General features: G+C 70.0%; 17 protein-coding genes and 1 pseudogene. 8 read left to right on the forward strand and 10 right to left on the reverse strand.

Annotated features, from left to right (window positions below; genetic code table 11):
• The 3 genes from P3H15_RS11765 to P3H15_RS11775 are packed head-to-tail and all read left to right on the forward strand — an operon-like array spanning position 1 to position 2,532.
• Complete coding sequence (locus P3H15_RS11765; RefSeq protein WP_276137423.1) at positions 1-645, forward strand: glycosyltransferase family 2 protein; 645 nt, start codon at positions 1-3, stop codon at positions 643-645.
• Positions 642-1,316: a DUF2064 domain-containing protein gene (locus P3H15_RS11770; protein WP_276137388.1), complete on the forward strand. Its 675-nt coding sequence runs from the start codon at positions 642-644 to the stop codon at positions 1,314-1,316. The genes P3H15_RS11765 and P3H15_RS11770 overlap by 4 nt, the downstream gene beginning before the upstream one ends.
• 46 nt (positions 1,317-1,362) lie before the next feature.
• Positions 1,363-2,532, forward strand: a complete 1,170-nt coding sequence (locus tag P3H15_RS11775) for an alpha/beta fold hydrolase (protein ID WP_276137389.1) — start codon at positions 1,363-1,365, stop codon at positions 2,530-2,532.
• Here P3H15_RS11775 and P3H15_RS11780 read toward each other — a convergent pair.
• Positions 2,501-3,400, reverse strand: coding sequence for a phosphatase PAP2 family protein (locus P3H15_RS11780; RefSeq protein WP_276137424.1), 900 nt, complete (start codon positions 3,398-3,400; stop codon positions 2,501-2,503). The genes P3H15_RS11775 and P3H15_RS11780 overlap by 32 nt on opposite strands.
• Before the next feature lie 30 nt (positions 3,401-3,430).
• Positions 3,431-4,216 carry a crotonase/enoyl-CoA hydratase family protein gene (locus P3H15_RS11785; protein ID WP_276137390.1) on the reverse strand — a complete coding sequence of 262 codons (786 nt, stop codon included), beginning with the start codon at positions 4,214-4,216 and terminating at the stop codon, positions 3,431-3,433.
• Positions 4,217-4,295: 79 nt separating this feature from the next.
• On the opposite strand from P3H15_RS11785, the gene P3H15_RS11790 reads away from it, so the two are divergent.
• The 3 genes from P3H15_RS11790 to P3H15_RS11800 are packed head-to-tail and all read left to right on the forward strand — an operon-like array spanning position 4,296 to position 7,542.
• Positions 4,296-4,907, forward strand: a complete 612-nt coding sequence (locus P3H15_RS11790; protein WP_276137391.1) for a TetR/AcrR family transcriptional regulator — start codon at positions 4,296-4,298, stop codon at positions 4,905-4,907.
• Positions 4,904-6,541 (forward strand): acyl-CoA dehydrogenase family protein, encoded by a 1,638-nt coding sequence (locus P3H15_RS11795; protein WP_276137392.1) that lies wholly within the window; start codon positions 4,904-4,906, stop codon positions 6,539-6,541. The genes P3H15_RS11790 and P3H15_RS11795 overlap by 4 nt, the downstream gene beginning before the upstream one ends.
• The gene (locus tag P3H15_RS11800; RefSeq protein WP_276137393.1) at positions 6,538-7,542 is read left to right on the forward strand and encodes a crotonase/enoyl-CoA hydratase family protein; all 1,005 of its coding nucleotides are present in this window, start codon (positions 6,538-6,540) and stop codon (positions 7,540-7,542) included. Before P3H15_RS11795 ends, P3H15_RS11800 begins: the two co-directional genes overlap by 4 nt.
• 24 nt (positions 7,543-7,566) lie before the next feature.
• Here the strand turns inward: P3H15_RS11800 and P3H15_RS11805 are convergent.
• Together P3H15_RS11805 and P3H15_RS11810 are read right to left on the reverse strand one after the other, a co-directional pair.
• Positions 7,567-8,776, reverse strand: a pseudogene (locus P3H15_RS11805) (RNA polymerase sigma factor).
• Between the two features lies 1 nt (position 8,777).
• Complete coding sequence (locus P3H15_RS11810; RefSeq protein WP_276137394.1) at positions 8,778-9,209, reverse strand: YciI family protein; 432 nt, start codon at positions 9,207-9,209, stop codon at positions 8,778-8,780.
• A gap of 137 nt (positions 9,210-9,346) precedes the next feature.
• On the opposite strand from P3H15_RS11810, the gene P3H15_RS11815 reads away from it, so the two are divergent.
• Positions 9,347-11,170 (forward strand): NAD(P)/FAD-dependent oxidoreductase, encoded by a 1,824-nt coding sequence (locus P3H15_RS11815; protein WP_276137395.1) that lies wholly within the window; start codon positions 9,347-9,349, stop codon positions 11,168-11,170.
• A 101-nt stretch (positions 11,171-11,271) separates the two neighbouring features.
• Here the strand turns inward: P3H15_RS11815 and P3H15_RS11820 are convergent, their stop codons facing one another.
• Together P3H15_RS11820 and P3H15_RS11825 are read right to left on the reverse strand one after the other, a co-directional pair.
• On the reverse strand, positions 11,272-11,706 hold the full coding sequence (locus tag P3H15_RS11820; protein ID WP_276137396.1) for an SRPBCC family protein: 435 nt from the start codon (positions 11,704-11,706) through the stop codon (positions 11,272-11,274).
• Positions 11,707-11,715: 9 nt separating this feature from the next.
• On the reverse strand, positions 11,716-12,015 hold the full coding sequence (locus P3H15_RS11825; protein WP_005248611.1) for a DUF4193 domain-containing protein: 300 nt from the start codon (positions 12,013-12,015) through the stop codon (positions 11,716-11,718).
• Between the two features lie 462 nt (positions 12,016-12,477).
• On the opposite strand from P3H15_RS11825, the gene P3H15_RS11830 reads away from it, so the two are divergent.
• Positions 12,478-13,488 carry an iron-siderophore ABC transporter substrate-binding protein gene (locus P3H15_RS11830; protein ID WP_276137397.1) on the forward strand — a complete coding sequence of 337 codons (1,011 nt, stop codon included), beginning with the start codon at positions 12,478-12,480 and terminating at the stop codon, positions 13,486-13,488.
• 4 nt (positions 13,489-13,492) lie between these two features.
• Here the strand turns inward: P3H15_RS11830 and P3H15_RS11835 are convergent, their stop codons facing one another.
• From P3H15_RS11835 to P3H15_RS11850, 4 genes are all read right to left on the reverse strand, one after another.
• Positions 13,493-15,877 (reverse strand): glutamate--cysteine ligase, encoded by a 2,385-nt coding sequence (locus P3H15_RS11835; RefSeq protein WP_276137398.1) that lies wholly within the window; start codon positions 15,875-15,877, stop codon positions 13,493-13,495.
• Between the two features lie 188 nt (positions 15,878-16,065).
• Complete coding sequence (ggt, locus tag P3H15_RS11840) at positions 16,066-18,036, reverse strand: gamma-glutamyltransferase (protein ID WP_276137399.1); 1,971 nt, start codon at positions 18,034-18,036, stop codon at positions 16,066-16,068.
• A gap of 37 nt (positions 18,037-18,073) precedes the next feature.
• Positions 18,074-19,639, reverse strand: a complete 1,566-nt coding sequence (locus P3H15_RS11845) for an FUSC family protein (RefSeq protein WP_276137400.1) — start codon at positions 19,637-19,639, stop codon at positions 18,074-18,076.
• Positions 19,640-19,820: 181 nt separating this feature from the next.
• Positions 19,821-20,609 carry a putative protein N(5)-glutamine methyltransferase gene (locus P3H15_RS11850; protein WP_276137401.1) on the reverse strand — a complete coding sequence of 263 codons (789 nt, stop codon included), beginning with the start codon at positions 20,607-20,609 and terminating at the stop codon, positions 19,821-19,823.
• Positions 20,610-20,779 lie beyond the last annotated feature (170 nt).

A 20,779-nucleotide genomic window follows, 5' to 3' on the forward strand; every position in this document is an offset into this window, starting at 1 on the left:
ATCTCGCCGCGGGACGTCACCGTCGTGATCCCGTGTATGAACGAGGCCGGCTCCCTGCCCGGCGTGCTCGCCGCGGTGCCGCCCGGCTACCGGACGGTGGTGGTGGACAACAACTCCACCGACGACACCGCCGCGGTCGCGGTGGCACACGGAGCGTCGGTGGTGCGGGAGCCCGTCCCGGGATACGGTTCGGCCGTGCACGCCGGGGTGCTGGCGGCGCAGACCATGGTGGTCTGCGTGCTGGACGGCGACGGCTCGATGGATCCGGGTGAACTCCCCCGGCTGGTCGCCGCCCTGGACTCGGGCGCCGACCTCGCCGTGGGGCGGCGACGGGGAACATGGCCGCTGCACAGCAGGATCGGCAACGCCGTCCTCGCCGCCCGGCTCCGGCGCCGGTACGGGCTGCCGATCCACGACCTCGGTGCGATGAGAGCCGTGCGCAGGCAGGACCTTCTCGATCTGGGCGTCGACGACCGCAGGTCCGGCTACCCGCTGCAGCTTCTCGTGCTCGCGGGCCGCGCCCACTGGCGGGTCGTGGAGCAGGACGTCGCGTATCGCCCGCGCACCGCGGGCACGTCGAAGGTGTCGGGTTCGCTCAAGGGCACCGTCGTCGCCGTCCACGACTTCTGGAAGGTGATCGGGTGACCCGCGACGTCGCCGTCCTCGTGGTCGCGAAGGCTCCGGTGCCCGGCTTCGCGAAGACCCGGCTGGCGCGGGACGTCGGCGACACAAGGGCGGCCGGCCTCGCCGCCGCCTCGCTGCTGGACACGCTCGACGCCGTCGCCGGTGCCGGGGTGGCGCAGCGGGTGGTGGCGATGACCGGCGACCTCGCCCGCGCGGTCCGGGGCAGCGACATCGCCGCGACGCTGGGCCGGTTCACGGTGGTGCCGCAGCGGGGTGAGAGTTTCGCGGAGCGGTTGGTGAACGCCCACGCCGACACGTTCGGCCGTTTCGGTCTGCCGATTCTCCAGATCGGAATGGACACACCACAGGTGACGGCGGGGCTGCTCGCCGACTCGGCGGACCTCCTCACCGAGCGGCGGGGCCGATGCGCCCTCGGGCTCGCCGAGGACGGCGGGTGGTGGATCCTCGGTGTGCCCGATGCGGTTTCGGCCCGGGCGATACTTCCGGTTCCCACGTCGAGCCCGGACACCGGGCGCCTCACCCGGGCGGCACTGCTCGCGGCCGGCGCCGAGGTACTGTCGCTGCCGACGCTCCGCGACGTCGACCACGCGTCCGACGTCGCCCCGGTCGCCGCGCTCTGCCCGGATTCCAGCCGCTTCCGCCGTGAGTACTTGTTAACCGCCGGACGTTAACAAGTACTCACGGGCGGCGAAGCCGCCACGCGTACCCTCGGAGTAGATGTCGGAGAGAATCACACGCCATCCGTCCACCGTGGCCGACTGGAGCAACGACCGCCGCAAGGCGCGACTGCACGCGACACGGCTCGGTCACCGGTGGGAGAAATTCGGCCGCACCAGGCGCGTCCTCGCCGCCGTCGCGCTCGGGACCGTTCCCCTGCTCCTCGCCGGCGGCCAGTACTGGGTCCACGACGTCCAACCCGAACGCCAGCGGCTCGCACTGACCCAGCCGCAGATCCACGAGGTGTACGACGCGCAGTCGCCCACCGACCACGACACCGCCGTCGTCGACCTCGTCGGCCTCGGCAACAAGGACGCCACCGACACGGCCAGGACGCTGTCCTCGTACGGCGGCATCGGACGGGTCTGGGCGGTCCAGTACGACAACGGCGGTATCGACACCAAGGTGATCAGCGAACTGATCGCCGCCCGCGCCGCCGACGAAGGGATCGACAACGTCGTCCTGTCCGGGCACAGCATGGGCGGCGTCGTCGCACTGGAGGTGGCGCAGCACATCTACGAGGACACCGACGCCAACCTCATCGGCGTGGTGCTCGACTGCACGCCGGTGGACCTGCACGCCGTCCGGGCCGGGAGCCGGGACAGCGGCGAGGACATGCTGCGGTGGATCGGCTGGCTGCCCGGCGCGCGGGAGAGCCGGACGATGCGCGTGCTGGTGGAGACCGCGGCCCGGCAGAGCAGATTCCTGGACACGAAGTCGGACTGGTATCCGCACGTCGACGTCGACGAATTCCGCGACGTCCTCGACGAGGTTCTCACCGAGAAGGTCCTGTCGGAGGACGTCGCGAGCAACGGGCTGATCGAATCGCAGTTCAAGACCATCGTCGCGTCCGGTGCCATCGACAACCTGAAGTCGCTGGCGGTGGAGTCGGACGACAAACCGCGACCGGGGATCGTCTTCGTGCGTCCCCGCGCGGGCTGGAAGGATCCGGTGGTCGACGTCGACTACACGCAGAAGATCCTCGTCGAACAGTCCGGCGGGACCGATGGCGCGCTGCTGGTGGCGAAGCTCGACGGAACCGGCCACGCGAACCCGAATCAGCAACCGGTCGCGTACAACGAGGCGATCGTCAAGCGCATCCTGCCGTTCCTGCGTGCCACGCTCGACGAGGTGTCGGTCACGAGCGATGCCTCGGGTGGCCGACGGTGAGATCTCGGCCAGGCAACGTCGTCGTGCGCGCCTCCCACGCCCGCGCCAGGAGGATCGCCAGCCCCAGATACGCCCATCCCGCCAGCACGTCCACGACGTAGTGCTCGCCGCCGTAGACCAGGACGAACGCCATGGCGACCGGGTACGCGGCCAGCAGCGCGCGCGACCACAGATTCTTCGCGAACGGCCACAACGCGACCGCCACCAGCAGCGCGAACGCGGCGTGCAGCGACGGCAGCGCGGCGACCGGATTGCTCTGCGCCTCCAGCCACCGCGTGCCGACATCCATGGGGACGACGCCGAATCCGAAACCGGCGACGCGACCTACGCTGCCGGAGATCACGTCCCCCTCGGCGGCCAGCCACGGCGGGACGGACGGCAGCAGGATGTAGGTGACCAGCCCGAGGTACGACAACAGCAGCACCCGACGCATGTACCCCGACCACACGTCGCGCGAATACACGTAGAAGACGGCCGCGAGCACCCACGGCACGAGGAAGTGGCTGGTGTAGACGATCCCCGTGAGTAGCGTCCACCACGGCAGCTCACCCGTCGGAGGCAGCAGAGTCTCCTGCAACCACACGGTGGGGATCGTGCCGCCGAAGAGCCAGGTCTCCACCGTCACCAGCTCCTGCGCCCGCACGGGCATCCCGAGGTGGTGGGCGACACCCCGGCTGAGGTCGTAGACGACGAGGGCAGCGATGAGCGGCAACCAGTCCCACACGACCCGCACATGGTCCCGCCACGGCCGGTCGATCGTGAACGCGATCAGGCCCGCGACGATCCACGTCGCCTGGTAGATGCGGTCGGTGGGCAGCCCCAGCGTGAAGATCGTGACGGTCAGCGCGAGCAGGTATGCGACCCACACCGCCCGTGAGTACTTGTTAACCACGGGCGGTTAAGAAGTACTCACGGGGGCGGCATCACCGTGCCTGCCCGCCCCGGCGGCGAAGCGTGCGGCGCCCTCGACCGTTCCGTTGGCCAGAGAGATTGCGCCGTGCCGGAATTCGTTCAGCAACGCCTGGTCCTCGGTGAGCCCGGACTGCTCGAGCAGCGACAGCCGGTCCTGCCGCAGGCACACCTGGGGCAGGCCGGCGATCTCGGCGGCCAGTTGCCGGGCCGCGGTGAGCGCCTCCCCCGCCGCGACCTTCCGATTGATCAGCCCCATGCTCAGCGCCTCGTCGGCGTCGACGGGCCGCCCGGTCAGGACGAGGTCCATCGCGCGACTCTCCCCGATGAGCCGCGGCAGGCGGACGGTTCCGCCGTCGATGAGCGGCACACCCCAGCGTCGGCAGAACACTCCGAGGACGGCGTCCGCGCCCGCGACCCGCAGGTCGGCCCACAACGCGAGTTCGAGTCCGCCCGCCACCGCGTGCCCGTCGATCGCGGCGATCACCGGTTTCGACAACCGCATCCGGGAGATGCCCATCGGTGCGTCGCCGTCGGGCGCCACCCGATTCCCGGTGCCGGAACTGATGGACTTGAGATCGGCTCCGGCGCAGAATGTTCCGCCCTCACCGTGCAGCACGGCGACGGACGCGGCCTCGTCCGCGTCGAAGGCGCGGAAGGCGTCGGCGAGCGCCTCGGCGGTGGGCCGGTCGACGGCGTTGCGGACTTCGGGCCGGTTCAGGCTGATCGTCGTGACCGGGCCGTCCGTGCGGACGAGTACCACGTCGGAAGTCATCGCATGCGCCTTTCCTCGCCGGTGTAGCCGACGCTAGCACCCTTGACGCAAGAACGGAACGGGTGTTCACTCCTTGAATATGGCCTACCGGCGCACACCCGCCGTCCAGGAACGCCTGGACGCTCTCCGCACCACCCTCCTCGACTCCGCGATCGGCCTGATCGCCCGCGACGGTTACGCGGGGTGCTCCATCTCCGCCGTCGCCGCGGAGGCCGGCGTCGGCACCGGCACCGTCTACCGACACTTCGCGAACAAGGGCGAACTGTTCGCGGAAGTCTTCCGCATCGTCTGCAGCCGCGAGGTGAGCGCCGCCGTCGAATCCGGCAACACCGCCCGGGCCGCCGAGGGTCGTTGCGTTGCCGCCGTTTCCGCCTCCGTCGCCACATTCGCCGAACGCGCGCTGCGCGCACCCACCCTGGCGTACGCACTGCTCGTCGAACCCGTCGACCCGCAGGTCGACACGGAGCGCCTGCTGTTCCGCGAGTCGTTCCGCGACGCCCTCGCGGTGGCGATCGCCGGCGCCGTCGAGGCCGGGGAGATCCCGGACCAGGACGCGTCGGTCACGGCCGCCTGCATCGTCGGCGCCATCGGCGAAGCACTGATCCTGCCCCTCGCCCGCGGCGCCGCCGACGCCGCGATCATCCCAGCCCTGCTCACGTTCACCCTTCGATCCCTCGGGAGCCCGACATGAGTGCCACACACGAGGTCGTCAACCAGGTGCCGCCGCTGATCAACTTCGACGCCGCCGAGTACGCACCGATTCTCGAAGCGCTGCAACGCGAAGGCGCACACGACGCGCTCGAGGAACTGCACGACGTCGGACGCCTCGCCGGAAGCGAGGAGGCGCAGCGCTGGGGCGACCTCGCCGAGGCGCACCCTCCCGTCCTGCACACCCACGACCGCTACGGCAACCGCATCGACGAGGTCCAGTACGACCCCGCCTACCACCGGCTGATGACCACCGCCGTCGAGATGGGCCTGCACGGCGCACCGTGGGCCGATCCGCACCCGCGCGCCCACCTGGTGCGGGCCGCGAAGATGACGGTGTGGGGCCAGGTCGACGCCGGCCACGGCTGCCCGATCTCCATGACGTACGCCGTCGTCCCCGCCCTGCGGCACAACCGTGAGCTGGCCGAACGGTACGAACCGCTGCTCACCGCCCGGGTCTACGATCCGGCGCTGCACCCTCCGCTCACGAAGGCCGGCCTGATCGCCGGGATGTCGATGACGGAGAAGCAGGGCGGCTCCGACGTCCGCGCGGGCACCACCAGGGCCGTGCCGCAGTCCGACGGCAGCTACCTGCTGACCGGGCACAAGTGGTTCACGTCGGCGCCGATGTCCGACGTGTTCCTGGTGCTGGCCCAGGCACCCGGCGGACTGTCGTGCTTTTTCCTTCCCAGGGTGCTGCCGGACGGGACCCGCAACCGAATGCACCTGCAGCGCCTCAAGGACAAGCTCGGCAACCACTCCAACGCCAGCAGCGAGGTCGAGTACGACGAGGCCGTTGCCTGGCTCGTCGGCGAGGAAGGTCGCGGCGTTCCGACGATCATCGAGATGGTCAACATGACCCGCCTCGACTGCACGATCGGCACGGCCACCGGCATGCGCGTCGGCACGGCGCAGGCCGCGCATCACGCCGTGCACCGCAGCGCGTTCGGCGCCCACCTCGTGGATCAGCCGCTGATGCGGAACGTGCTCGCCGACCTCGCCGTCGAGTCGGAGGCCGCCACGACCGTCGCGCTGTGGCTGGCCGCGCTCACCGACCGGGCGACCGCGGGCGACGAGCACGCGAACACGCTCCGCCGCATCTCGCTGTCGGTCAGCAAGTATTTCGTCTGCAAGCGCGGGCCGATCCATGCCGCCGAGGCCCTGGAATGCCTGGGCGGCAACGGGTACGTGGAGGAATCCCGGATGCCGCGGCTGTACCGGGAGGCACCCCTGCTGTCGGTGTGGGAGGGCTCCGGCAACGTCGCCGCCCTGGACACCCTCCGCGCGATCGCGAAACAGCAGGAGACGCTTCAGGTGTTCTTCGACGAACTCGGCACGACCGCGGGCGCCGACGCGCGACTCGACGCCGCCGTCACAAAGCTGAAATCCGGTTTCGGCGACGTCGACACGCTCGAGCACCGGGCCCGGCGCGTCGTCGGCGACATGGCACTCGCCCTCCAGGGTTCGCTGCTCGTCCGCCACGGGCACCCCGCGGTGGCCGACGCGTTCTGCGTCAGCCGGCTGTCCGGCGACTGGGGCACCGTGTTCGGCACACTGCCGACCGGCGTCGACACCGCCGCCATCATCGACCGCGCCACTCTCGAGGTGGGGTCGTGACCGACCACGCCGGCACCCGCCCGGCGGCCTGGCGCGACGGCTGGGACGAGGGTGCAGACTCCCTGTTCGCAGGTCGCGAACAGGATCGGGCCGACGAGCCGGAGTACCGGACCCTCACGTACGAGGTGACCGGCCGCATCGCCCGGATCACGTTCGACCGGCCGGAGCACGGCAACGCGATCACCGCCGACACCCCCCTCGAACTCGCCGCGACTGTCGAACGCGCCGACCTCGACCCGCGTGTCCACGTGATCCTGCTGTCGGGGCGCGGGAAGGGGTTCTGCGGCGGATACGACCTGGGCGTCTTCGCCGAGAACAGCGGCGAACAGCCGGGCGCCACGACGGGCACCGTCCTCGATCCGATCGTGCAGGCCCGCAACCACAATCCGTTCGCCAACTGGGACCCGATGGCCGACTACGCCATGATGAGCCGGTTCAATCGGGGCTTCGCGACCCTGCTGCACGCGAACAAGCCGACCGTCGCGAAAATCCACGGATTCTGCGTGGCGGGCGGCACCGACATCGCGCTGTACTGCGACCAGATCGTCGCCGCGGACGACACGAAGATCGGCTATCCCCCGACCCGGGTGTGGGGTGTGCCCGCCGCCGGCATGTGGGCGCACCGCCTCGGCGACCAGCGGGCGAAACGACTCCTCCTCACCGGCGACTGCATCACGGGACGGCATGCCGCCGAATGGGGTCTCGCCGTGGAGTCGGCGCCCGCGGACGAGCTCGACCGCCGCACCGAGGACCTCGTCGAGCGGATCGCGCAGATGCCGATCAACCAGCTGATGATGGTCAAACTCGCGCTGAACAGCGCGCTGCTCGCGCAGGGTGTCGCCAACTCGACGATGGTGGGCACCGTCTTCGACGGGATGTCCCGGCACACGCGTGAGGGGTATGCGTTCCAATTGCGCTCGGCCACCGCCGGATTCCGGGAGGCCGTCCGCGAACGCGACGAGCCGTTCGGCGACCACAAGCAGTCGCGGCCCGGATCCTGATCCGCGCTGCGACCACCGGTCGCCTCAGGGTTCGGTGCGCGCGGACGCGGCGGCGGCCCGTGCCATGAGCAGGTTGCGTTCACGCCGGGTGGGTGCGGTGGCCGCGGCGTACAGATTGAGACGGGCCAGCCGGGGATCGTCCCGCACCGCGTCGAGGGCGGCCAGCGCCGCGTCCGGACCGTCCGAATGCACCAGCGCCACCGCGCGATTGAGTTCCACCACCGGCGACGGCGCCACCTGCGCCACCTGCGCCACCTGCGCCAGCGCGTCGTACAGGGCGGCGATCGCCTCCCAGTCCGTGTCCTCGAAACGAGGCGCCCGGGCATGACATCCGGCGATCGCGGCCTGCAACGAATAGGGACCGAGCGGGCGGCCCAGCGCAACGGCCCTGCAACAGCGCGGCATTACCGTGCTTCAGCAGGATGCGGTCCCACCGCGACCCGTCCTGATCCTGCAACAGGATCGGTTCGCCGCCCGGGCCCAGCCGAGCGGCGAACCGCGACGCCTGCAACTCGGTCAGCGCCACCAGTCCGTGCACCTCGGGCTCACGGGGCAGCAGTCCGGCGAGGACACGGGCGAGCCGCATCGCCTGGGCGGCGAGATCACGTCGTATCCAGTCCTCACCCGACGTGGCGGCGTAGCCCTCGTTGAACACCAGGTAGACCACCTCGAGCACCGCCGACAGCCGCGCCGGGAGTTCCTCCCGCGACGGCACCTCGAACGGCACCTTCGCCTCCGACAGCGTCCGCTTGGCCCTGCTGATCCGCTGCCCCATCGTCGCCGACGGCACCAGGAACGCCCGCGCGCTCTCGTCCGTCCGGAGACCACCCGCCAGCCGGAGTGTCAACGCCACCCGCGACTCCCGGGGAAGAACCGGATGACACGCCACGAACACCAGCGCCAGCAGATCGTCCTCCACCCCCTCGACCGCGTCCGGCGCCGGCATCGCGCTCGGCTGCTGCGCCGACGGGTCCACGGCGATCTGCGTGTACTTCGACTGCTGCGACCGCTCACGGCGAATCCGATCGATCGCCTTGTGTTTGGCCGTCGCCGTCAGCCACGCACCCTGGTTGTCCGGGACGCCGTCCCGCGGCCACTGCTCCAGCGCCAGCACGAACGCGTCCTGCGCGATCTCCTCCGCCGTGCCGACATCACGGACGAGACGGGTGAGGGACGCGATGAGTCGCGGCGACTCCATCCGCCACACCGCCTCGACCGTGCGCCGCGCGTCCATGTCAGCGGTCGGGGTGCTGCTCGCGGATCCGCGCCGCGAGCGCCTCTTCCCGCTCCCGCAACTCCGGCGTGAACTCGTCCCCGAAGTCGTCCGACTCGAAGATCGGCCGCACGTCGATCAGCTGTCGCATTCCGGTACCGGGGTCGGCGGGGCACTTCTTCACCCACTCGATCGCCTCCTCGAGGGACCGCACCTCCCAGATCCAGAAACCCGCGACGATCTCCTTCGACTCCGTGAACGGGCCGTCGACCACCGACGTCGTACCGCCCTCGAACACCACCCGCGCCCCGGCGCTGGTCGGCTTCAGACCCTGCCCGTCGAGCATGATCCCGGCGTTCACCAAGTCCTCGTTGTACGCGCTCATCGCGGCGAGCATCGCCTCCGTCGGGGCGATCTTGTCTTCGTCGGCTCCGGCACCCTCGATCATCACCATGACATCAGCCGTGAGTAGTTATTAACCGCCGGCGGTTAACAAGTACTCACGGGGGCGATTGCAACACGATGCAACGCTTGCCGCTCAACCCCGACCGGCGTGTGCTGTATGTCACATACCGAGCGAAGGAGAGGTACATGACACAGACGGTCCAGCCGACTGAGGCGCAGACGACCCTGACCCCCCAGGAACGCGTCGACCTGTGGTTGGCGAGCTTCGAATCCGCGCTCGCCACGCGCGACGTCGATCGCGCCGCGGGCATGTTCGCCGTCGACAGTTTCTGGCGGGACCTGGTGGCGTTCACTTGGAACCTCAAGACCGTGGAGGGGCGCGACGCCGTCGCCGCGATGCTGCACGCACGCCTCGACGACACCGACCCGACGAACTTCCGCACCACCGAGACCCCCGACGAGGCCGACGGCGTCACGTCCGCGTGGATCGAATTCGAGACGGCGACCGGCCGGGGCAAGGGGCACCTGCGGCTGAAGGACGACGAGGCGTGGACGTTCCTCACCACCATGCAGGAATTGAAGGGCCACGAGGAACGCCGGGGACGGAACCGCGTCAAGGGCGCCGTCCACGGTTCCGGCGGCGACACCCAGAGCTGGGCAGAGAAGCGGGAGATCGAGGAGCGCGAACTCGGCTACACCCGGCAGCCGTACGTTCTCGTGATCGGCGGCGGCCAGGGCGGCATCGCGCTCGGCGCGCGGCTGCGCCAACTCGGGGTGCCCGCCATCGTCGTCGACAAGAACGAACGCCCCGGCGACCAGTGGCGCAACCGCTACAAGTCGCTGTGCCTGCACGACCCGGTCTGGTACGACCACCTGCCGTACATGCCGTTCCCGGACAACTGGCCGGTGTTCGCGCCGAAGGACAAGATCGGCGACTGGCTCGAGATGTACACGAAGGTGATGGAGATTCCGTACTGGGCGTCCACCACCTGCACGTCCGCGAAGTTCGACGAAGAGACGAAGGAGTGGACCGTCGTCCTCGACCGCGACGGCGAAGAGGTGGTGCTCCACCCGAAGCAGTTGGTGCTCGCCACCGGCATGTCGGGCAAACCGAACGTTCCGACGTTCCCCGGCCAGGACGTCTTCCGCGGCGAACAGCACCACTCGAGCCGGCACCCCGGTCCGGACGCCTACGCCGGAAAGCGCGTCGTCGTCGTGGGAGCCAACAACTCGGCGCACGACATCTGCAAGGCGCTCTTCGAGACCGGCGCCGACGTGACGATGCTGCAGCGGTCGTCCACGCACATCGTGAAGTCGGATTCGCTGATGGACCTCGGCCTCGGCGACCTCTACTCGGAGCGTGCACTCGCGGCGGGCATGACGACGGAAAAGGCCGACCTCACGTTCGCGTCCCTGCCGTACAAGATCATGCACGAGTTCCAGATCCCGATCTATCAGAAGATCGCCGACCGGGACAGAGACTTCTACGCACGACTCGAAAAGGCCGGTTTCAAGCTCGATTTCGGTGACGACGGTTCCGGTCTGTTCATGAAATACCTGCGCCGCGGGTCCGGCTACTACATCGACGTCGGCGCGTCCGAACTCGTCGCGGACGGCAGCATCCACCTCGTGTCCGGACAGGTCGACCATCTCAGCGAGGACGCCGTGGTTCTCACCGACGGCACCGAGTTGCCCGCCGACCTCGTCGTCTACGCCACCGGCTACGGGTCGATGAACGGCTGGGCCGCCGACCTCATGGGCCAGGAAGTGGCCGACAAGGTCGGAAAGTGCTGGGGTCTCGGCTCCGACACCACCAAGGACCCCGGGCCGTGGGAGGGCGAACAGCGCAACATGTGGAAGCCCACCCAGCAGGAAGCGCTGTGGTTCCACGGCGGCAACCTACACCAGTCGCGGCACTACTCGCTGTACCTCGCCCTGCAGCTCAAGGCGCGGCACGAGGAGATCCCGACACCGGTCTACGGGCTGCAGGAGGTGCATCACCTCAGCTGATCGGTCCCGACATGACGCGGGCGCCTCGCATCGTGCGGGGCGCCCGCACACTGTGTGCGGCCAGACTCGGGGCGTCGCCAAACACGCTGTGCGGCGGACTGTTACCTCGCCTCGAGGACCTCGGTCATCTGTCTGACGGTCTTGGCCGCGAGGACCTCGAACGCGAGGCGGGCGGCGGGGTCGGCGAAGCGCGCCAAGCCGGTGAATTCGAGATGCGCGCGGTAGGTGATCGACGTCGAGGCGTCGTGCACCCTCTCGAACGACAGGTCGTCCGACGTGACCGCGGCTCCGTTGCGACCCTCGAAGACGACGTGATCGGGGTCGTCGCGGGTCATGCGGTAGGTGAGTTCGGTGGTGCGCCCGAAGAACGAGGACACGTTGTGCCATTCCGTGCCCACCGCCACCGGACCGGGCGTGGTCTGCTCGCACTTCTCGGTCCCGGGATCCCAGGCCGTGGTGTTCGCGAAGTCACGCAGGTATGCGACGACTTCCCCGAGCGGTGAGGCGACGGTGAACGTTCTGCTGACGTCGGCCACGCGGGCCTCCTATGCGCAGTCGCGGCAGATCAGCTGCCCGCCCTCTTCGGACGCGAGACGCGAACGATGATGGACCAGGAAGCAACTGCTACAGGTGAATTCGTCGGCCCTCTTCGGGACGACCCGGACCGTGAGTTCCTCACCGGACAGGTCGGCGCCGGGCAGTTCGAAGGACTCCGCCGTGTCGGTCTCCTCGACGTCGACGACGGACGACTGCGAGTCGTTCCTCCGTGTCTTCAGTTCTTCGAGCGAGTCCGCGGCGAGTTCGTCGTCGACGGTAACCCGTGGTGCGTCGTAGTCGGTTGCCATGACTTCCTCCCTTTGGCTCATGTTCCCCGTGTCGTGAAATTCCACACTTGCGGGGCACGGTTGCTAGACAACGCACCGATCCCGCATTTTGTTCCCGGGCGGCCACAGCTGCCCTGTGATTGCGGGATGCCCGTTCCGGGTACCACTCAATCAGCCGATCGGAAGGTGGTCTGTCGATGACGAGTGCGCGCGACGAGCACGGCAATCCCGTGCCCGACCCGGAGCCGGTGCCGCCGTCTCCGGGCCCTCCTCCCGTGCCGCCGACACCGACACCGCCCCACCCGTTTCCGCCGGAGCGGGGTCCGGAACCCGCACCGCCCGAGCCGGGACCGCAGCCTGGTCCGCCGGGGCCGACGCCGCCCCCGGGTCCGCCGATTCCCGAGCCGACTCCCCCGTTCCCGCCACAGATGCACGACCCCACCCAGTCCCTGTAGGTTAGCCTCACCTACAGGGAGGTAGTTGATGCCAACGCTCAACCGTCGCAAGTTCCTGACCGTGAGCGCCGGGGTCGGCATGGCCGCCGTCGCCGCAGCGTGCTCGTCCGGCACCGAAGCCGGCGCCGAAGGCGACACCCGGACGGTGACGCACAAGAAGGGAACGACCGAAGTCCCGGGCGACCCCCAGCGGATCGTCACCGTCGGCTACTCCGACCAGGACACGCTCCTCGCGTTCGGACGGACGCCGGTCGGCGTCACCGACTGGTACGGCGACTATCCGGACGCCACCTGGCCCTGGGCCCAGGACGCGCTCGGCGGTGCGCACCCCGAAGTCTTCAACCGCGGACAGTTCACCGGTGAGGCGAACTTCGCGTACGAAGAGATCGCGAAACTCGGCCCCGACCTGATCCTCGCGCTGTACATCGACGTCGACGACGACGCGTATCAGCGACTCTCGGCGATCGCGCCCACCGTGACGACATCGCCGGACTACCCCGATTTCGGCATGCCGTGGCAGGACGCCGTCCGCATCGTCGGCACCACCCTCGGCGAGGACCGGAAGGCGGATCAACTCGTCGCCGACGTCGACGACCTGGTCGCGCAGCAGCGCGCCGCCCACCCCGAATTCGAGGGCAAGACGGTCGCCGTGGCCGAACTGGGCGACGCCGGGTCGTTCTACGTCCGCTCCCCGAACGACCCCCGCTCACGCCTGATGACGTCGCTCGGATTCGTCGTCCCGGAGCAGATCACCCAGCTCGCGGGCGACCAGGACGCATTCACCATCAGCAAGGAACAGCTGAACATCCTCGACGTCGACGTCCTCGTCTGGAACGTGGGCAGCAGCCCCGGCGCCGAAGCGCAGATCACCGCGGACCCCGTCTATCAGTCGCTGCCGGTGGCGAAGGCCGGACGGGCCGTGTTCGTCGACGACCCCACCGTCTCCGGCGCACTCACCTGGGGCACCGTCCTCAGCCTTCCCTACGCCGTCGACGCCGTCGTGCCGAAACTGGCGGAGGCCGCCTCCAAACCGGCCTGACCGTTCATTCCGACTCGTCTTCGAGCCGGGTGAGCGCGACCAGCGTCCGGACCCCGTGCACCATGGCGCGTTCGTCGAGGTTGAAACCCGGCTGGTGCAGCTCCTGGGGTGTGCCGGTGCCGCCCCACACGCCGAGCCTGGCCATCGCGCCCGGGACCTTCTCGAGGTACCAGGCGAAGTCCTCGCCGCCGCTGGACTGGTGGGCCTCGCCCAGGTGGTCGAAGCCGACGACCGATTCGATCGCCTCACGCAGGTCGGCGGTGCAGTCGGGATCGTTGACGACGGGCGGGACACCTTGCCGGTAGGAGAGCTCGTACCGCACGTTGTACGGTGCGAGCAGGTGGCAGATCGCGTCCGTGACCAGCGGTTCGAGCAAGGCCCACGTCTCGCGGGACGCACTGCGCAGGGTGCCGACCAGTTCACCCGACTCGGGCACGGAGTTCGCGACCTGCCCCGCGGCCACCTTGCCCCAGGTGAGGACGGTCGCGGTGCGGGCGTCGATGCGGCGGTCGAGCACGGACGCGAGTCCCGTCACCAGGACGGCGGCGGCGTGGATCAGATCGCCGGTCAGGTGCGGTCGGGCGGTGTGCCCGCCCGACGACCACAACCGCACGGTGACGGAGTCGTTGGACGAGGTGATCGGCCCGGTCCGGGTGGCGAGCTTGCCGACTTCGAGGTGCGGGTCGCAGTGCAGTGCGAAGATCTTCGACACCCCGTCGAGTGCGCCCGCGGCGATCGTGTCGACGGAACCGCCGGGTGTCGTCTCCTCGGCGGGCTGGAAGATGAGCCGGACCCGGGTCGGCGGCGGGTACTTCACGAGGACCGACGCCGCCCCCATCAGCATCGTGGTGTGGGCGTCGTGACCGCAGGCGTGCGACACCCCGGGGACCGTCGACTCGAACGGGAGGCCCGTCGTCTCGGCAACCGGGAGTGCGTCGAGGTCGGCGCGCAGTGCGACGCAGTCGCCCGTCTCCGGGCCGAGGTCGCACCACAGGCCGGTGCCGCCGGGCAACACGACGGGGTCGAGTCCGAGACCCATGAGGTGGTTGCGCACGATTCCGGTGGTCCGGCGTTCCTCGAACGACAGCTCCGGATGCGCGTGCAGATCCCGGCGCCACTCGATCAGTTTTTTCTCGTCGAGCTCCGTCGACTCCGTCCACGTCATGTCGGCGGTGTCGGCGCGATCCCACAGCCTGGCGCTCCAGTACCGCCGGGTCCGGCGACCACCGATCGAGGTCGGGTCCGTCCGGGGCGGCGCGGGCGGGACCTCCACCTCCGGGAGGTGTTCGGTGCGGCCCGCCGTCTCCGCGAGCAGCAGGTCGACGACGTCGGTGAGCCGGCCTCGGCGAGCGAGCGCATGACGTTGCCGGGCCGCGGAACTCCCGTGGGCGGACGCCTCGGCGGACAACTCCAGCACGGTGTCCCAGTCGCCTGCCTGCTCGAGCTGCGGTCGCAGCGAGTTCACGAAGTCGCCGACGAGGTCCGACGCGGGACGCGCCTGCGGAAATCGCACGTCGACCAACTCCCCCTCCAACCCCGACCGCGCCGCCCGCCACAACGCCGCCCGCGTCAGGGTCGGGACCACCTCGACGCCCTTCGTCCCGGCGCGCAGACCCTCCACCTCGCGTTCGACGAGCGCCCGGAACAGGGCGGCGACGAGCACGACCGTGTCCAGCCGCGGGCAGCTGTCGCACACCCGCAGCTCCAGGGTCGGAAGCTTCACCGACGGCCGGACGTCGAAATACGCCATGCCCGGGTCGCTGATCACCCCGCTCGCGACCAGGTCGTCGATCAGGGCGCCGTACTCGACGGCCGAGGCGACGGGCGCGGCCGGACCGGTGCTGGGCCAGCGCAACCACAGAAGCGTCCGCGCGCTGGCATAGCCGGTGTCCGCACCGTCCGACCTGAACGGGGAGCTCGCGCTGAGCGCCAGGAGGACGGGCATGTGCGGGGCGACACGGTGCGCGACCTGCACGGCCTCGTCACGGTCGGGCAGGTCGACGTGAACCTGGGTGCCGCAGATCAGCTGCTCACGGGCGAGCATCTGGTAGTCCGCGAGCATCCGCCGGTAGCGCCGCGTCCCCGTCACGTGCATCTCGGCGGGCAGCGCCAGCGGCATCGAACCCGCGGCCGCCACCCCGATCCCGAGCCCCTCGGCCGCGTCGATCAGCACCGTCCGGTGCCGCTCCAGATCGCTGCGCAGGCCGGCGAGGTCGGCGTACACACCGCTGTTCACCTCGACGACGCACTGCTGGAGTTCGTCGACGTACACGTCGTCGGGAAGTCGTGCCAGCAATTCCGGCGCGCGGGTGGTCAGGCGCCGGGTCTTGCGATCGATGAGATGGAATTCCTCTTCGACCCCCACTTTCCGTGGGTCGCTGACGAGCACGATGGGCCTCTATTTCCCTGTGTCACCCTCGGAATGGTCGAAGAACGCCCAGGTGCCGTCCGGGGGATCGTTCACATCGCTGTTCGCCATGGTCGATGGGTTCCCCGCCGGTCGGGGTCTGAACCATCGGATGGACTATCCCCTTCTTTTTCACACCGCCCCCTTCTTTTTCACACCTCATTCGCGGTTCAGCCGGTGCCGTCACCCATCACCGCGCCCTCCCGCCGCGGGTCCGCGCCGCCGACCCACCCCGAGTCCTGACGCTGCAGCGCACTGAGCCCGCTGGACTGCGGTGCGACCGACACCTGGTGACCCATCGCCCGCAGTTGCACGATCAACGGGTCGGCGGCGCCGTCGTCGACCGCGTCGATGTTCGGATGCTCTCCGCCGACGCCGGTGACCGGGGTGTTGGCCGCCCCGAAGTCGACCGCCGACACGGCCTGCTGCGGGTTCAGGCCCCAATCCAGCATTCCCACGAGCGTTTTCACGACGAACTGGATGATCACCGAACCGCCCGGCGACCCGGTCGCGAACTGGACGTCGCCGCGTGAGCCGTCACTGCCGCGGTCGAAGACGAGTGTCGGTGCCATCGAACTCCGCGGCCGCTTCCCCGGTTCGACGCGGTTGGCGAGGGGCGCCCCGTCGGGGCCGACCGGCTGGGCCGAGAAGTCGGTGAGCTGATTGTTGAGCACGAAGCCGTCCGTCATGTGAAACGAGCCGAACGCCGATTCCACCGTCGTCGTCATCGCCGCGACGTTGCCGTACTGGTCGGCGATCGAGATGTGGCTGGTGCCGTGTTCCTTGTCCTGCGGCTGCACACCGAGCGGAACGGGCCCGAAGTTGCCGGGTTGCGCAGTGCCCATGCTCTTGCCCGGGTCGATGAGGCCGGCCCGCTGCTTCAGGTAGTCCTCGTTCAGCAGTGTGTCGAGGGAATTGCCGGGCAGCGGAACGAAATCGGAATCCGCGACGTACTTGTCCCGGTCGGCGTACGCCAGGCGCTCGGCCTCGGAGATGAGGTGCACGGCCTCCGCTGTCGGCTTTCCGCCGTTGTCGTCGAGGTTCGTCGGCCCGTACTGCGACAGGTCGAAGTTCTCCAGGATGCCGAGCGTCGCCGCGACCGCGGTGCCGCCGGACGACGGGTTCGGCATGCCGCAGATCTCGTGGTCGCGGTACGGCGTGCACAGCGGTGTCCGCTTCTTCGCCTGGTAGTTGGCGAGGTCGTCGAGGGTCATCTGGCCGGGGGTGCGGCCGCCCGACGCGGTCGCCGTCGCGTCGACGATGCCCTGGGCGATCGCCCCGGTGTAGAAGGCGTCGGCGCCGCCCGCGGCGATCGCTCCGAGCGTCTTGGCCATGGCCGGGTTCGTCAGCTTCGTCCCGGCCGGCTTCGGGCTGCCGTCGGGGTTCAGGAAGTACGCCTTCGACGGCTCGTCGACGGCCAGGTCGGGCGCGGACGCGGCGATCTGCCCGGCCATCCGCGGGCTGATCTCGAGCCCCTGGTCGGCGAGGGAGATGGCCGGGTCGAACAGTTCCCGCCACGCGTCCCGCCCGTGGTCGCGGTGCGCCATCTCGAGCATCCGCAGGACGCCCGGCACCCCGATGGACCGTCCGCTCGCGCGGGCGTCGGGCTTGGGCTCGGTGCGGTCGGTGTCGCTGATCCAGCGGAGGTAGTTCTCCGTCGCGGCCATCGGCGCGACCTCGCGCCCGTCGTACGCCTCGACACTGTTCTGCCCGGCGTCGTAATAGAGCAGGAACGCACCGCCGCCGATTCCGGAGGACTGCGGTTCGACGAGACCGAGAACGGTCTGGGCCACGATCAGCGCGTCGGCGGCCGTCCCGCCGTCCCGCAGCACCTCGCACGCGGCCTGCGTCGACACCGGATTGGCGGTGGAGACCGCATACGACGCGGTGGTCACGGGCGTCATCCCGGAGCGGTACACGGTGGCGATCTCGGGATTGGTCGCGAGGTTCTGGGTGGTCGGCGCCGGGCCGGGCGGTGGCGGCGCCTTGGAGACCGGGGTGCCGTTGGGAACGTCCGCGCACGTGGCCGCCGGATCGCTCTGCGGTTCCTCGTCCGACGAGCACGCGGCCAGCACCCCGACGCAGAGAGCCGCGGCCAACGAGGCCCGAAATACTGTTCCGATTCCCGTCACAGGACCCATCACCGAACCCTAACAGCGGGAATCCGGCGACGACCGGCTAAAGACGAGGTCCGAAGTGCCGGGTGAGGATTCGGTACCCGAGCTCGTGCAGATGATGGTGCTCCGGCCACCGGTCGCGGGTCCACGCCGGGTCGGTGTGGGCGGCGGTGATCGCGGCGGTCGTGGATGCGTGCAGATCGAACTCGAGATCCCGGCAGAGTTCGGCGACGGCACCCGGTTCCCGGGCATCGCCGAGCCGCCCGATCGTCGCGGCCACCTGCTCGTCCGCGTCGCTCAGGATCCGCCGGTACGAACCAGGAAGCACCGTCCACAGCACCACCAGCGCCACCGCGACGCCGAGCACGGTCTCGACGAGCCGGTCGCGGGACACGGTCATCAGGTCCACGTGCGTGCCGCGGCTACCGAGAACCAGGGCGAGCGGGGTGATGAACACCATCGCCAGCCCGTAATTGCGGACGAGGAACGCCTCAATCCCCGCCATCAGACCCGCCACCACGAGCACCAGCACCGCCGCCGACAGGTCGAGCGACGACAGCACGGCGAGCACCACCAGTCCGAGCACCGTTCCGAAGAACCGGTGCAGCCCGCGGTACGTCCCCAGCACCCGGTCCGGTCCCTGGTGCAGGATCATCGCCGCGGTGATCACCGCCCAGTCGGGCCTGCCGACGCCGAACCCCAGCGCGAGGAGACCGGCCGCGGGGCACGCGACCAGCAGTCGCGCGACGATCGTCCAGGACCGGCCCCGCAGATGCGAAGCCCGGCCGAGCCGATAGCGGATCGACGGCCGCGGCAGCGGGACCTGCGGCCGCAGGTCGTCGACGTCCGACGCGTGGTCCGCGTCGACACCGTCCACCGTCGCCGCACACCGCAGGTGCGCCGCGCGCAACGTGCGGGTCAACGGGTGATCACCGCCGACGAGGGCGGCGTCGTGGAGGCATTGCCACGCGGCGTGCAGCGACCGCACCGCGTCCCGCCGGGAACCGGGCGAGGACCCGTCGCAGAGTGCGGTGTCGACTGCGGCGACCGCGGTCGCGACCGCGGCGCGCTCGGGGGTGCGGGGACGAACGATCCGCCCCGACATCGACACGAGCAACGCCGACACCGCCCCGGCCGCCGCCCAGGCCGTCACCTCCGCCACGGAGACACCGAGCGCAGGCAGCGCGGACGCGATCTCCACGGTGAGCAGCGGAAGGAAGGCGCCCGGCGCGCCGAGACGCAGTCCGTCGACGACGAACGCGCAGACGGCGACGACCACGGTCATCGCGAGGACGAGCGCCATCCCCCACAGCGCGGACCCGCCCGCCGCCGTCGCGTCGTGCACGAACCCGCCGACCACGGCGCCGACGCCGGCCAGGAGCACCATCACGGCGGCGGCGATCGACACCACCCGCCACCGCACCCGGTACGCCCGGCCCTCGCCGTAGACGACGGCGAACGCGCCCAGGGTGGCGGTCGCGGCGACAGCCGAATGTCCGAGCGCGACCCCCGCCAGCGCGGGCAGGCCCACGGCCACGCCGGCACGGACCACGCCCGGCCAGCGTCGACCCAGCTTGGGCACCCCGAGAAGCAGCGACCGTGCCGGGGCCGGCGCAGGGATCGGCACACCGTGATCCCGCGATCCGGTTCCCTGATCCCGCGCACCTACCGACACGACCACTCACCCTACGAGCGGTCGCGTCACTCGAAACAGTCGATGAGGTGCATCTCACGTGTGCGGATCGACTCCCCACGTGAGTGACGAAGTGTGCCCCGGGACGCTTTGCCGCTCACCTGGGGGTGGCCGCTCACCTGGGGTTGGTGCCGACGACGACGGTGGCGCCCACCTCGTCGGACGTCTCGATCCGGGTGATGAGCCCGGCCGCCGCGAACGCCTCGGCGGTGAGCGGGGCCTGACTCTCGCTGGTCTCGATCAGCAGATGACCGCCCGGCGCGAGCCAGTCGCGCGCCCCGGCGGTGACGCGCCGCTGGATGTCGAGTCCGTCGGCGCCGCCGTCCAGTGAAACCCGCGGCTCGTGGAACCGCGCTTCCGGCGGCATCAACCTGATCGCATCGGTGGGCACGTAGGGGGCGTTGGCCACCAGGACGTCGATGCGTCCCCTCAGCGCGGTCGGCAACGGCGCGTACAGGTCGCCCTCGAACACCCGGGCCGGTTCGGCGAGGTTGCGTCGCGCGCACCGGACCGCGGCAGGGTCGATGTCGACCGCGTACACCTCGACGCCGTCGAGGGTGTCGGCGAGCGCGGCGCCCACCGCCCCCGAACCGCAGCACAGGTCGACCACGACGGCGCGCGGGCGCGCGAGGGCGGCGGCCTGCTCGACGAGGAACGCGGTGCGACGCCGCGGCACGAACACCTGCGGATCGACCTCGATCCGCAGCCCGCAGAATTCAGCCCAGCCGAGGACGTGTTCGAGGGGGACCCCTGCGACGCGGCGGTCCAGCATCGAGGCGAGTTCATCCGACGTCCGGGCGGCGGAGACGATCAGGCGCGCCTCGTCCTCGGCAAACACACAGCCGGCGGCGCGCAGCCTCGTGACGAGGACGAATTCGAGGGACGGGGAGAGAGACACTGGCATGGGAGAGCCTTTCGGAATGCCGATGGGCGCTCTCCCGGTCACCTTATGTCGGTACGACCGCGCGGTCGCGAAGTGAGAGCACCCGAGCTGAACGAACGGACACGGGTCTCACCTCCTCGATACGGATCCTGCTCGGAGTCGCAACACTACCGACAGCGGTGGTCGCCGGG

Source organism: Rhodococcus sp. T2V, assembly GCF_029269925.1.
Taxonomy (GTDB): Bacteria; Actinomycetota; Actinomycetes; order Mycobacteriales; family Mycobacteriaceae; genus Rhodococcus_F; species Rhodococcus_F koreensis.